The organism is Roseateles sp. L2-2 (assembly GCF_050613215.1).
Taxonomy (GTDB): domain Bacteria; phylum Pseudomonadota; class Gammaproteobacteria; order Burkholderiales; family Burkholderiaceae_C; genus Roseateles; species Roseateles noduli.
In genome coordinates, this window is record NZ_CP192509.1 from 5,352,246 (window position 1) to 5,365,744 (window position 13,499).

At 69.1% G+C, this 13,499-nt stretch carries 8 protein-coding genes; 3 read left to right on the plus strand and 5 right to left on the minus strand.

The window, feature by feature from the left end:
• Positions 1–50 precede the first annotated feature (50 nt).
• From ACQZ13_RS23950 to ACQZ13_RS23960, 3 genes are all read left to right on the plus strand, one after another.
• Complete coding sequence (locus tag ACQZ13_RS23950) at positions 51–1,802, plus strand: ABC transporter ATP-binding protein (protein ID WP_431048384.1); 1,752 nt, start codon at positions 51–53, stop codon at positions 1,800–1,802.
• Positions 1,789–3,585, plus strand: coding sequence for an ABC transporter ATP-binding protein (locus tag ACQZ13_RS23955; protein WP_431048385.1), 1,797 nt, complete (start codon positions 1,789–1,791; stop codon positions 3,583–3,585). The genes ACQZ13_RS23950 and ACQZ13_RS23955 overlap by 14 nt, the downstream gene beginning before the upstream one ends.
• A gap of 149 nt (positions 3,586–3,734) precedes the next feature.
• On the plus strand, positions 3,735–6,701 hold the full coding sequence (locus ACQZ13_RS23960) for a PKD domain-containing protein (RefSeq protein ID WP_431048386.1): 2,967 nt from the start codon (positions 3,735–3,737) through the stop codon (positions 6,699–6,701).
• A 133-nt stretch (positions 6,702–6,834) separates the two neighbouring features.
• Here ACQZ13_RS23960 and ACQZ13_RS23965 read toward each other — a convergent pair whose 3' ends face one another.
• The 5 genes from ACQZ13_RS23965 to ACQZ13_RS23985 form a co-directional block, all read right to left on the minus strand.
• Positions 6,835–9,210, minus strand: a complete 2,376-nt coding sequence (locus tag ACQZ13_RS23965) for a hypothetical protein (RefSeq protein WP_431048387.1) — start codon at positions 9,208–9,210, stop codon at positions 6,835–6,837.
• Positions 9,211–9,223: 13 nt separating this feature from the next.
• A complete protein-coding gene (locus ACQZ13_RS23970; protein WP_431048388.1) occupies positions 9,224–9,886 on the minus strand; it encodes a hypothetical protein in 663 nt (220 codons plus the stop codon).
• Positions 9,887–10,175: 289 nt separating this feature from the next.
• Positions 10,176–10,361, minus strand: coding sequence for a hypothetical protein (locus ACQZ13_RS23975; protein ID WP_297530308.1), 186 nt, complete (start codon positions 10,359–10,361; stop codon positions 10,176–10,178).
• A 19-nt stretch (positions 10,362–10,380) separates the two neighbouring features.
• Complete coding sequence (gene lpxC / locus ACQZ13_RS23980; RefSeq protein ID WP_431048390.1) at positions 10,381–11,316, minus strand: UDP-3-O-acyl-N-acetylglucosamine deacetylase; 936 nt, start codon at positions 11,314–11,316, stop codon at positions 10,381–10,383.
• A gap of 24 nt (positions 11,317–11,340) precedes the next feature.
• Positions 11,341–13,449: a sensor histidine kinase gene (locus ACQZ13_RS23985; RefSeq protein ID WP_431048391.1), complete on the minus strand. Its 2,109-nt coding sequence runs from the start codon at positions 13,447–13,449 to the stop codon at positions 11,341–11,343.
• Positions 13,450–13,499 lie beyond the last annotated feature (50 nt).

Genomic DNA, 13,499 nt, shown 5'->3' on the forward strand with positions numbered 1-13,499 from the left:
TCGCCCTGACCTTCCGACGGTCGGAACCCGGCGGGCACAATGGCCGCCCTATGTCTCTCACTCGCCTGATCCTCGGTCATATCCGCGGCCATTGGCGGCCCTATGCGGCCAGCGCACTGATGCTCAGCACCATCGCGGTCCTCACGGTCTGGATCCCGCGACAGGTCGGCCACGTCGTCGACGCGCTGGTGTCGCACCGCATCGCCGGCTGGGACCTGGTCGGCCAGCTCGGCCTGCTCGTGCTGGCCGGCCTGGCGATCTACCTGCTGCGCGTGGGCTGGCGCCTGGCGCTCTTCCGTACCGCCTACGAACTCGGCCGCCAGCTGCGCATGCGGCTGTACGCGCAGCTGACGAATCAAGGCCCCGCGTTCTTCCACGCCCAGCGCACCGGCGACCTGATGGCGCTGGCGACCAACGACGTCGACGCCATCGAGATGGCCGCCGGCGAAGCGCTGCTGGCCGCCTTCGACGGCTCGCTGACGCTGGTCCTCGTGCTCGGGATGATGACCATCAGCGTCGACTGGCGGCTGGGCCTGGCCGCGCTGGTGCCCTTCCCGCTCATGGCCTACGCGTTCTGGCGCATCTCGACGCGCATCCACGTGGCCTCCGCCGATTCGCTCAAGCGCTTCTCGACGCTGAACCAGCAGGTGCAGGACAGCCTCGCCGGCGTGCGCACCGTGCGGGCGCTGGGCCTCGTGCGTCGCAGCCGCGAACAGTTCGGCGAACTCGCCCGCGAAGCCGGCGACGCCTCCTTCCAGGCGCAGCGCTGGGAAGCGATGTTCGAACCCGCCGTCGGCCTGTCGCTCGGCGCGGCGACGGTGATCGCGCTGGGCGTCGGTGCGTGGCTGGTCGGCACGAACGTCATCAGCATCGGTCAGTTGACCGCGTTCACGATGTACCTCGGCCAGCTGATCTGGCCGATGTTCGCGGCGGGCTGGGTGCTGTCGCTCCTGGAACGCGGACGCGCCGCGTGGTCGCGCCTGCAGCCGGTGCTCGACGCGCCGGTCAGTCTGGTGGACACGGGCACCCGCGACCTGCCGGCGAACGCCGACATCGCCTGGGACCGCGTCTCCTTCCGCTATCCCGGCATGTCGCAGCCGACGCTCGAAGACATTGCGCTGACGCTGCCGCCGGGCCGCACGCTGGGCATCGTCGGCGCGACGGGTTCCGGCAAGTCGACGCTGCTGCGGCTGCTGCTGCGCCAGTACGAGCCCGACGCGGGCGCCGTGCGGCTGGGCGGCGTCCCCGCGCCGGAGATCCGCCTGGCCGCGCTGCGACGCACGCTGGCCTGGGTGCCGCAGGAGCCCTTCCTGTTCTCGGCCTCTGTGGCGGACAACATCGCCCTCGCCCGCCCGGACGCGACGCGCGAGCAGATCCGCGCGGTGGCGGAGCTCGCCGCCGTGCACGACGACATCGCGCGGCTGCCGCAGGCCTACGACACGCTGGTCGGCGAGCGCGGCGTGACGCTGTCCGGCGGCCAGCGCCAGCGCATCGCGATCGCGCGGGCGCTGCTGGCGGAAGCGCCGGTGCTGCTGCTGGACGACGCTCTGTCGGCCGTGGACAGCGGCACGGAGACGCAGATCCTCGACCACTGGCGCGAACTGCGCCAGCGGCACCCCGAGCGCAGCCTCGCGGTCGTCAGCCACCGGCTGTCCGCGGTGATGGAGGCGGACGAGATCGTCGTGCTGAAGCAGGGACGCATCGTCGAGCGCGGCCGTCACGACGAACTCCTCGCACTGGGCGGCTGGTATGCCGGCCAGTGGCGCTACCAACAACTGGAGGCCAGCCTTGACGCCGCCTGAGACCGCGTCCGGCAAGGACGGCAAGAAACCGACGAACCCGCAGAGCGATCACTCGCCGCGCGAAGCGCTGGCGCTGCTGGCGCAGGCCGCCGCGCCGGAGCGCCGCGGGCTGGTGAAGGGCCTGGGCTGGCTGGTCGTCGCCGCGTCGCTGGAGGCGATCGGCCCCATCCTGGGCAAGCACTTCATCGACGCGCACGTGCTGCCGCGCCACTTCGAGCTGGGCCCGATGGCGCTGCTGCTGGGCGCGATGCTGCTGGCCGGCTGGACCGCCAGCCTGCTGCGCTACGCGCAGCTGCGCCGCATGGCCTCGGTCGCGCGGCGCTCGGTGCTGCGCCTGCGCGAGCAGGTCTACGCGCACGTGCTCGCGCAGCCGATGGCCTTCTTCGACCGCAGCATCACCGGCCAGCTGCTCAGCCGCATCACCAATGACACCGACGCGGTCAACAACCTGTACCGGCAGGTGCTGTTCGTGATGCTGGACTCGACCATCGTGGTGGCCGGCGCGCTGGTCGCGATGGCGTGGCTGGACTGGCGGCTGATGCTGATCGTGCTGGCGCTGGTGCCGGCGAGCTCCGGGATCATCTGGCTCTACCAGCGCGCCAGCAGCGGCCCGGTGCAACGCGCCCGCGCGCTGCGGGCCGAGCTCAACGCGCAGATGGCCGAGAGCATGGCCGGCATGGCGATGCTGCAGTCGGCCGGCGCCGCGCAACGCTTCGCCGCGCGCTACGAGACCGCCAACCGCGCGCAGCTGGAGGCGCGCGTGCAGGAGCTGCGCGCCAACGCCTGGCTGTTGCGCCCGGCGCTGGACCTGCTCAACGTGCTGCTGATCGTGACGGTGATCTACGGCTTCGGGCTGCGCGAACTGTCGGGCCTGGAGGTCGGCCTGCTGTACGCCTTCCTCGCCTACATCGCCCGCGTCGTCGAGCCGCTGATCCAGATCACGATGCAGTTCAGCCAGCTGCAGCAGGCGCTGGTGGCCGCGTCGCGCGTGCGCGCGCTGCTGCGCGAGCCCTGCGAGCCGCGCTCGTATCGGCCGGACCTCGTGGTCGGCGCGGGCGCGATCCGTTTCGAACACCTGCAGTTCGCCTACAAGCCGGAGCAGCCGGTGCTGCGCGACCTGGACCTCGAGATCCCGGCCGGCAGCTTTGTCGGCATCGCAGGGCACACGGGCTCGGGCAAGTCGACGCTGCTGGCGCTGCTGCTGCGCTTCTACCAGCCGCAGCAGGGGCGCATCCTGATCGACGGCCAACCGCTGAACCAGCTGCCCGACGAGACCTTCCACGCCGCGCTCGGCCTGGTGCCGCAGGAACCCTACCTGATCGCCGGCAGCGTGCGCGAGAACATCCGCATGGGTCGCGCGATCTCCGACGAGAAGATCGAGGCGGCGGCCCGCGCCTCACGCGCCCACGAGTTCCTGAGCGTGCTGCCGCAGGGCTACGACAGCCGGCTGGGCGACGGCGGGCTGGCGGTGTCGACGGGGCAGAAGCAGCTGATCGCGCTGGCCCGCGCGCTGGCCGGCGATCCGCGCATCCTGCTGCTGGACGAGGCGACGGCCAACATCGACAGCGCCACGGAGGCGCAGGTCGGCGAGGCGCTGCGCGCGCTGCGCGGCCAGGTCACGGTGATCGCGATCGCGCACCGGCTGTCGACCATCCGCGAGGCCGACCAGATCGTGGTGCTGAACCACGGCCATCTGGACGAGCGCGGCACGCACGACGAGCTGATGGCGGTCGAGGGCGGGATCTACCAGCGGCTGGTGCAACTGCAAGCCTTGGAGGAGTGACCCGACGGGTCGCAGATCGCACAGGCATGAACTGACCCTCCTCGAATGGGGGATCAGAACAGCGTTGAGGAACGGGCGAATGACGCCCGATTCCCTAGAATCCGCGCGCCCTGGACGCCAGATCCTGCGGCATCCAGGGAGTTCTCCTCATGCATCGATTCCTTCGCGGGGCGCGTCGCGCCCTGCTGTCCGTCGTCGTCCTGTCCGCGCTGAGCGCGTGCGGAGGCGGCGGAGGCGGTGGCGGCGGCTCGACGCCGGTCACGCCGGTGGCGACCAACAATCCACCGCGCGCCAGCATTCTGGGCGGCGGCGATGTGCGGCCCGCTGCCGACGGCGCCGCGGGACTGGCCGCGACCCTGGGCGGACTCGTGCGTCTGGACTCCGGAAGCAGCACCGATCCCGACGGCGATCCGCTCAGCCAGGAATGGAGCCTCGTGGCCAAGCCGACCGGCAGCCAGGTGACGCTGACCGACACGCAAGCGCGCGCGCTCCAGTTCCGACCGGATGTGATGGGCGTCTACACGGTCGCGCTCAAGCTCTCCGATGGCCGGGGAGGCGCCACGACGCAGCAGGTCTCCATCAATGTGGACAACCGTGCGCCCTCGGGCAACGTCGTGGTCACCCCGGTCTTCACGGCAGTGCCGACCGAGCAGCCCCAGCAGTCCATGAGCATCGGCGGCACGGCACTGTTCGACGCGGCGCAAAGCAGCGATCCGGACGGACACCCCGTCTCCATCCGCTTCGAACTGACGAGCCGGCCCGACGGCAGCGCCGCCCGACTGACCGTCGACGGCAAGCAGGCGAGGCTCGAAGCCGACCTGGGCGGCCTCTACCGGGTCAAGGTGATCGGCAGCGACGGCCGCGCCAGCTTCGAGACCACCTACCCGATCCTTGCCGACCACCGCGCGCCTACGCCCACCGTCACGGTGCAGACCGAATTCAAGCCGGTGCCGACCGAAGAGCCGCCGCGCAGCATCACCGTCGGCGCCACGGTCGTCGTCGACGCTTCCGGGAGCATGGGCTCGGACGGACGGCTGGCGGACCTGCGCTTTGAACTGGTGGGCAAGCCGGCGGGCAGCGCCGCCGTCATGGCGCCGGACAACCGACGCATCTTCCTCGGCACCGATCTCGCGGGCACCTACAAGGTCAAGGTCACCGGCACCGACTCGCGCGGCGCCAGCTTCGTGAACACGCATGTCTTCGTCGCCGACAACCGTGCGCCCCTGCCGGTGATGGTCAACTCCATCCTCGTCAGCGAGCAGTTCACCGCGCCGGTGACGCTGGACGGCACGGTGGGCTACATGGCCCAGCTGGACAGCAGCAACTCGACCGACCCCGACAACAACATCACCGGCCGGACCTGGAACCTGACCAGCCGACCGGCAGGCAGCGCGACCGCGCTCTCGGCCACGACGGGCGCGTCGATCAACCTGTTGCCCGACACGCTCGGCGACTATGTCGTCTACCTGACCGTCACCGACGCCCTGGGCGCGCGCAGCAGCAAGGTCATCACCGTGCGCGTGGGCAACCGCCGCCCGGTCGCCGAGATCGGCACCAACTCGACGCCGCAGGCGCTTCCCGCCGCGCCCGTGCAGAACCTGGCCAGCGGCACCCAGATCACGCTGCGCGGCGGCAACAGCGTCGATGCCGACGGCGATCCGCTGACCTATCTGTGGACGATCGACAGCCGGCCCGCAGGCAGCACCGCCGCCCTGTCTTCGAGCAGCGCCGTCAACCCGAGCCTGACCGTGGACCGGGATGGGACCTTCGTCATCCGCCTGCGGGTGACGGACACCGCGGGCGCCTATTCGGAACGCACGATCCAGTTGAACGTCGGCCCTCGCGGCCCGGTGGCCCTGGTCGATCGCGCCCGCGTGACCATGGTCACCGGCGACACGGCACGCGCCACCGGCGCGCTGAGCTTCGACCGCGACGGCGGCAGCCTGAGCTATCAGTGGACGCTCGACGTCCGGCCGGCCGGCAGCAGCGCCACGATCCCGACCCCCAACCAGGCCGCGCTGAGCCTGGTGCCGGACGTCGCCGGCCAGTACGCGGCCACCGTCACCGTGTCCAACGGCCAGCAGAGCGCCAGCGCCACGGTCGAGCTCAACGTGATTCCCGCCATCGGCGCCAGCGCGACGCTGGCCTTCACGCCGCTCGAGGCGCACTACAGCGCTTCGCTCGACAAGCTGGTCCTGTCGACCGCGTCGCCGGACGCCTTGCGCGTCGTGGATCCCTTCAGCGGCTCGGTGCAGACGATCGCGCTGCCCGCCCCGCCCTACAATTTCAGCGTGAGCCCGAACGGGCGTCTGGCAGCGGTGATCCACCAGGGCGGCCTCGCCACCCTGGTCGACCTGGTCACACTCACGGCGATCCGGACCTCGCATACCGGAGGCAGCCAGTACGAGGCGCTCGTGGACGACGAGGGGTTCATCATGCTGCTCGCCGGCGGCGCGAATTCCCTGCTGATCACGATCAACGGCTACACGGGCGCCTACGTGATCGACCACGACTACGCCCTCGGCAGCTACGACGTGGGCAGCAGCCGCGGCGGCGTCGTGGCGGGTCGACTGAACCGCGTCTTCTCGGTGGATAGCATGTCCTCGCCGGGCGTCACCGGCTTCTCCTACCGCTCGCCGACGCCGGCCACGGTGCCTCCGCCTCCCAGCAGCGTCCCGCAGAACAACACCTACTACGCCGAGGCCCCGTTGTCCCTGACGGAAATCCAGGATGTGGTGGTCTCGACCAACGGACGTTATTTCCGTACCGCGGACCGGCAGTACGCCGGCGCGCTCAACGGTGTCGTGAACGGCGTCGTCAGCTTCAGCAACTTCGCGGCGACCGGAGAGTCGCTGGTCGTGGAGCCCACGACGATGCAGTACGGCAGCGGCTGGTGGTACGGCGGCGCCTACGACCTGCCCACCACCTACAAGCGCTTCACGACCGGGCTCTTCCTGCCCGACGCCGCGCCGCTGCCCGCGCCGGTCATCGCCGGCCAGCAGAGCCGCCTGCTGCGGGTGTTCCACAGCACCGCGGGTCGCCACGTGCTGCTGCTGCAGACCGGCGGCACCACGCCGCGGTCCTCGGGCACCAGCTACTACGTGGTCGCGCGCTGACGCGCCGATACAGGCAGCGCCATGACAAAGGGCCGCCGGATCACTCCGGCGGCCCTTCTTCATTCTGGCGTCGCGGCGTGCGCGGCGGGCGCCACACCAGCAGCGCGACCTGCTCCGGGATCGACGGTCCGGCTCAACCCAGACGGATCTCCACGATCGTGTCGAGATCGCGCAGATAGCTCGCCAGGTCCTTTCGCAGCGCCACGATCCGAGCCTCGGTGAAATAGGACCGATCGATCACGACACAGAGGCGATCGCCTTCGAGAAAGATGTCGTACATGCCGTCCGGCTTCAGGTCGGTGAGATCGAATTTTCCAGGGTTGTACTGGACGTCGCGATCCCAGTTCTGAAGCGCGTCGCAAAGCAGCGCGATGTACGTGAACGCGTGACTGCCGATGGCGTGCTGCAAGTGGCGATGCGCCAGCGAGAGCTTCGGATAGAAGTTGTGCAGCGCGATGCTCCGATAGCACAGATCGGTGGCGCTTCTCAGCGCTTCCGATTCTGCTTCCGAGTCGGCGAATGCCCCTTGCCCTTGATACGCGGCCGCGGGATTGAAAGTCATCAGGCAGGCCAGTCGGCTCCGTGCTTCCGTGTCCGGCGTCCCTGAACCGTCTCGACTTGCCCGGATCATCGACAACCGCAAGCAACTCGACCAGAGCGCGATGGCGGCCGCATAGAAGCCGTGATCCACGCGCCACGTCGGCTTGTAGTCCTTGCCGATGTCGGCCAGCAAGGCCCTGTCCTGCTCCGTCAACATGTCGACCGAACGGCCGAAGGCATGGTCGACGAAGAGTTCCCGGATCAATCCAGGAGAGGCAGGATCCGCCTTCGCAAGTCCCGCGACGTCGGCCATGTCGACAGAGGTCGTCGCCTGGTCGACGATGGCCTGGACGGCGGGCATCAGCAAGGTGAAGGTCCGGTTGATGGCGCGCTCGCGAGCCACGGCCTCTTCCAGCATCGGCTTGACGGCCGCCTGCAGCGACTTCGCCATCGTCCCCTGCATCCGGCTGTCCTCTTCAAAGCGCTCCCGTACTTCCTCGACGGCCGCCCGGAGCTGACCCGCACCACGCAAGGCGCCCCCTCCGGAGGCGGCAAGCCGACGCGACAGGGCCAGCATCAGATCGTCGTGCTCGAGGGCCTGTCGCGTCAGCTGTTCATAGGCTTCGGACGCCTTGGACGTCGACAAGACGTCTTCCAGGGGGAACACCTTGTCCTTCCAACGCTGCCGCAAGGCCAGCTCGAAGCTCCTGGCCAATTGCTCGATCACCTCCCCGGCGTGCCGTCCGACGGCGGCGCGTGCGACCTCGGCGCCACGCTCGTCTTCAAAACGCCCGTCCAGGGAATGGCTCATGAAGTCGGTGCCGCACAAGGCGCCGTAGGCCACGCTCGACAGTCCCACCGTCAAGGCTTCGGCCGTGCGGGCGCCGCGGCGGAAATCGTCCCGTTTCAGCAACTCCTTGCAGATCTGCTGAATGTCCGCGTTCGCGCCGGGGCGCGCCGGCAGTACGGACGCCACCACTTCGCGCGCAGTGAGCGACGCACAGGGGTAGTACTTGATGCTGTACCCGCTCAGCGGTTCCGGTCCCGCGGCGTAGGCCTGTTGCCACGCCGCCCGCGCGTCGACCGCGCCGTCGCAATGCAGATCGATGGACCGGTCTTGATTGCCCATCCACACGATCCGGCCGGTCGCCTCCGACTCCATCACGGCCAACAACGCGCGACGCCCGATGAGCGCGCCCACCAGTCGCGCATAGGGCGGACTGAACAAGGCGATCGGCTTGGCGCGTCGCACGCCGTCATAGCTGACCTTGGAGGTTTTGAGCGCCTTCTTCAGGTCATCGACCTTCGCGTCGTCGAGATGGGGGAGAACCAGATCGCCGAACTCGTGATCGTCGAACTCCAGCAGTGCGACCAGTGCGCAGAGGTTGGCGACGGCACGCACCGTGTATTCCTCGCCATAGGCCTTTCCGAGGTCCTGATAGCTGCTCAGCGTGTTCCTCTCGATGGACGCCAGCACCTCGGGGTTCTCCGCGCTGTGCAGGCGTTCGATCGGGTACCCGATGTCATGGAAGATGCAGAACGCCAGCCAGGACTGCACGAACAGATCGATATTGTTGAAAGCACCCACGCGGTGCCGTCGCTTCTGATGCGTCGCCTGTCGATCGAATCGGCGTTGCAGGTTGGCGTCGATCGAGAACAGATAGATGCCCAGGATGGACAGATAGATCAGATGCCGGATGTGATCCCGGGAACGGTGTCCGGTGCCTGCATCCAGCCCTTTCTCCTCCGTCTGCAGCGACAGGATCCGCCGGAACAGCGATGACGGCGGGAACAGCGGCGAATTGAACGAGATCTTCCAGAGGCAGCGCTTCGCGATCTCCACCTGCTCGTCACCGCTGCTCTCCAGGAACTGGATCAGATCGCGGACCGGCAGGCGGCCGGCGCCGATGCGCAACTTGCGGCCGCGAGCGCCGCGAGGGGCCTCCAACTGGCGGAGGCAGAGCAGCATGCGCGCTCTCAGGCTACCCTTTTTCATGGAAGCTCCTGTCCGGAATGACCGACTGCTTCACGTGCCAGCACAACGCGAGCAGCGTGCCGAGGGGATAGTCTTTCCCTGCGGTGTCCGGCTCACACTCATCCTCGATATCCCGCAGGATCCCATTCACGCGAGCGGCTTTGTAGCTCGGCTTGAGGCGACGCATGCGGTTCTCGTTCCTCAAGAACCTGGCGGCCGAGAACTGGTCCCGGTCGCTGGGCGCGAGTGCGCCCCGCTCCGCGCGGGCGATGGACGCCTCTGGCCCCGAAGCATTGACGATATCGACGAACTGCCTCAGTTCATCGACATCCAGACACCTTCCGTCGGCGCCAGGCTTGCAGGTCTGCGCAACGGCCAGCAGCCCCTTGAGCTCGCGCTTCTTCTTCGGCTGAGGTTCCCTTGCGAGCGCCCGCTGCCGGCGTGCTGCCAGGATCGCCGCACAGGCGCCATGACGCCTCACCCGGACTTCAAGCGCCTCGATGTCGGCCGGGCTGGGGTGGGGAATCTTCATCCCCTTGGCGTCGGGCCAGAGACAGTGACGCAGGGCTTTGAGGAAGAACTCCACCACCTCGGGCGGGTCCAGGAAGATCGGGTAGTGCTGACCGATCTGGTAGTAGTCGTTGAAGACCCGTCTCTTTCGCGCGCTCATGCCCAAGGTGACTCCCTGTGAGGTTTGAGCACCGCGCACGCATGGCAGCGAGGCAGCACCTGCTTGTAAGAACGGATTGCAACGCCAAAACCCGAAGACGGCATCCCGCGCATTCGCGGGACGTGTTTTCCCGGCCGAGGGATTGCACCAAGCCCGTATGGGCCGGTCGTCACAGAAGACGGGTTGTCATGACGGGCCGGTGCGGCCGCAGCCGTCGGGCGCAGAAAGACGAAAGCCCGGTCATTCAACCAGGCTTCCATGGGAGAGGACAGGGGCTGGCGCTACGAGCTCACACCAGCAGCACCAGCCGCTCCAGGATCAGCACCGCGAAGAAGCCGATGCCGGCGATCACGGTCCACTTGATGAGCAGGATGCCGCGGCGGCGCCAGACCGGCTGCCGGGTGCCGATGTAGACGGCGAAGCACAGCAGGCCCGCGGCCAGCAGCAGCGCGAAGACGAGACGGAAGACCAGCACCTTCAGCGATCCGTCGGGCTCACCACGCGGGCGCCAGTTCGGCGAAGCCCGCCGGCGCTTCGCGCTCGTCCTCGAAGGTGACGATCTCGTAGGCCTCGGCGTCCGACAGCAGTTCGCGCAGCAGCAGGTTGTTCAGCGCGTGCCCGCCCTTGAACGAGGTGTACGCCGCCAGCAGCGGATGCCCCACGACCTGCATGTCGCCGATCGCGTCCAGGATCTTGTGCTTCACGAACTCGTCGTCGTAGCGCAGGCCCTCGGCGTTCAGCACGCGGTAGTCGTCGACCACGATCGCGTTGTCCATGCTGCCGCCCAGCGTCAGCCCGCGCGAGCGCATCAGCTCGATGTCCTTGGTCATGCCGAAGGTGCGCGCCCGCGCGATCTCGCGCTTGTATTCGCCGCTGCCCATGTCGAACACGTACTGCTGCCCCGTCGCCGACACCGCCGGGTTGTCGAACTCGATCTGGAAGCTCAGCGTGTAGCCGTGGTGCGGCGTCAGCTTGGCCCACATCAGGCTCTTGCCCTCGCCCTTGCGCACCTCCACCGGCTTCTTCACCCGCAGGAACTGCTTGGGCGCGTTCTGCAGCTCGATGCCCGCCGACTGCAGCAGGAAGACGTAGCTCGCCGCCGAACCGTCCAGCACCGGCACCTCGTCCGCGTTGATGTCGATCAGCAGGTTGTCCAGCCCCAGGCCCGCGCAGGCCGACAGCAGATGCTCGATGGTCTGCACCTTGGGCTGGCCCGGGTCGCCCTGCGGGCTGATCGTCGTGGCCATGCGCGTGTCGCAGACGCTGTGCGTGTTCACCGGGATGTCGACCGGCTGCGCCAGGTCCACGCGCCGGAACACGATGCCGGTGCCGGGCGCGGCCGGACGCAGCGTGATCTCCACCTTCTGGCCGCTGTGGATGCCGACCCCGACCGCGCGGGTCAGCGATTTGATGGTGCGTTGCTTGATCATGGGGCGTATTGTCCCAAAACGGGGTCAACCCTGCTGGGCGCTCGCCTGGACCACGGCCTCGCGATCGGCCCGCGACACCAGCAGGCGCAGCGTCACCACCGTGCCGTGTCCCGGACTGCTGTCGACCCGCAGCGAACCGCCCAGCACCTTCGCGCGCCGCTGCAGCCCGCGCAGCCCGCGGCCCTGGGCGATCGAGGCCACGTCGAAGCCCTCGCCGTCGTCCTCGACGCGGATCTCCACGCGCTTGCCCAGATCGCGCGTCACGACCCGCACCCGCGACGCCCGCGCGTGCTTCAGCGCGTTGGTCAGCGCCTCCTGCATCAGCCGCAGCACGTGCAGCGCATCGGGCGGCTCCAGCCACTCCAGCGGGGGCAGGTCGTGCACGTCCCATTCCAGCTTGAGCCCGCCCAGCTGCAGCCGCTTGCCCAGCCGGTAGCGCATGGTCGCCAGCAGCGACACGATGTCGTGGCCCACCGGCTCCAGCGAGTCGATCACCAGCCGCAGGTCGTCCACGCATTCGCGCAGCACGGTCACGACCTGCTCCTGCGGCATGGTGCCCTGCTCCACCGCCACCATCGCCGACAGCAGCGACGAGCCCAGCCCGTCGTGCATGTCCTGCATGATCCGCTGGCGCTCCAGCAGCAGCGCCTGCTGGCGCTCGACCTCGCGCAGCTTGTCGTGCTGCGAGCTCAGCTCCACGCTCTGCGCCTGCAGCCGCTGGCCGAGCTCCCCGTTGGCGCGCTCCACGCCGCGCAGCGCCTCGATGTAGCGGAACTGCACCGCGTAGAGGAAGCTGGCCAGGATCACCAGCGTGGCGAAGGGCATCAGGTAGATGTGCTCCGGCCACCACCAGCCCGCGAGCAGGCCCAGGTCGTGCACGCCCAGCACGACGCCGATCACCAGCGCGGCGGCCATCACGCGCAGCTCGCGCGTGCCCTGGCGCCAGGCGACGCTGGCGACGAAGCCGGTGCCCGCCAGGCCCACGACCGCGTTGCACAGGTGCAGCAGCACCAGCGCGTCGAAACCGTTGCCCCACATCGGCATCGAGGACAGGCTCGACACCAGCACGAAGAGCGCGACGCCCTTCTCGAAACGGGCGAAACGCTGGCGCGCGAAGCGCAGCGCGAAGAGGAAGGTGAGCAGCATCACCCACGACATCGACGCGTGGGTGACCCACCAGAACCATTCGAGCGCGTCGCGCGTGCGCGGCAGGTCGAGGTGGTAGTGCAGGTTGCGCACCAGCCAGGCGACGGTGGCCAGCGAGAACAGCAGGTAGGAGGAATCCTCGCGCCGCTTGGCCCACAGCACGAGTGCGAACAGACCCAGCGTCACCAGCGTCAGCCCGGTCGCCTGCGGCACGCCGATCTGCAGCACCCAGCGCCGGTCGTGGCGCGGCTCCAGGTCCTCGCGCGCGCCCAGCCACACGCTGGACACCGAGTAGTAGCCGGACTGCATCACCGGCACCGCGATGACGACCTCGATCTCGCGCGCCTGCTGGATCTCGGTCAGCGCGGCGGGCAGCACCACCCACAGCGGCCGCACCCACTGTTCGCGCGCGCCGGACTGGTTGTCGAAGACCGGCCGCCAGCCGTCGTCGGTCTTCACCAGCACCGCCGCCGCCAGCGCCACCAGGCGCGGCATGTAGAGCGCGACGCTGGTCGGCCAGCGGCCGTTCGGCGCGGCATAGCGGACGCGGTACCAGCGCATCTGGAAGCGCGCATCGCCGGTGCTGTTGGTGGCCTCGCGCTGGCGCACCTCGGGCAGTTCCACCGCCTGCCACGCCTTCGGATCGGACGGCGGCAGCAGATCCATGGGCAGGGCGCCGTCCGCGCCGTCCATGACCCGCAGCGCGCGCCACCAGGCCTTCAGCTGGTCCTGGGTCCAGTCGCTGGTGGCGACCTCCGCCTCGGTCGCGCGCTGCGCGCCGGCGGGCTGGACGGTCTCGGGCACCGGACGCGCGGGGCCGAGCGGCGACGCCTGCAGCACCTGCGCATGCGGGGCCGCGCCGGTGGCATGCGTGGGTTGCGCGACCTGCGCCACCTGCGCGCTCCCCACGTCGGGCGCCAGCACGAACAGCGCGAGGATCAGGCTGGCCAGCAGGGCGATCAGCAGCGGCGTGGACGGACGCCGCACCCACGCCCGCGCCCGAAGCGCGCGCGAGGCCGGTGCTGCCGACGCCGTTT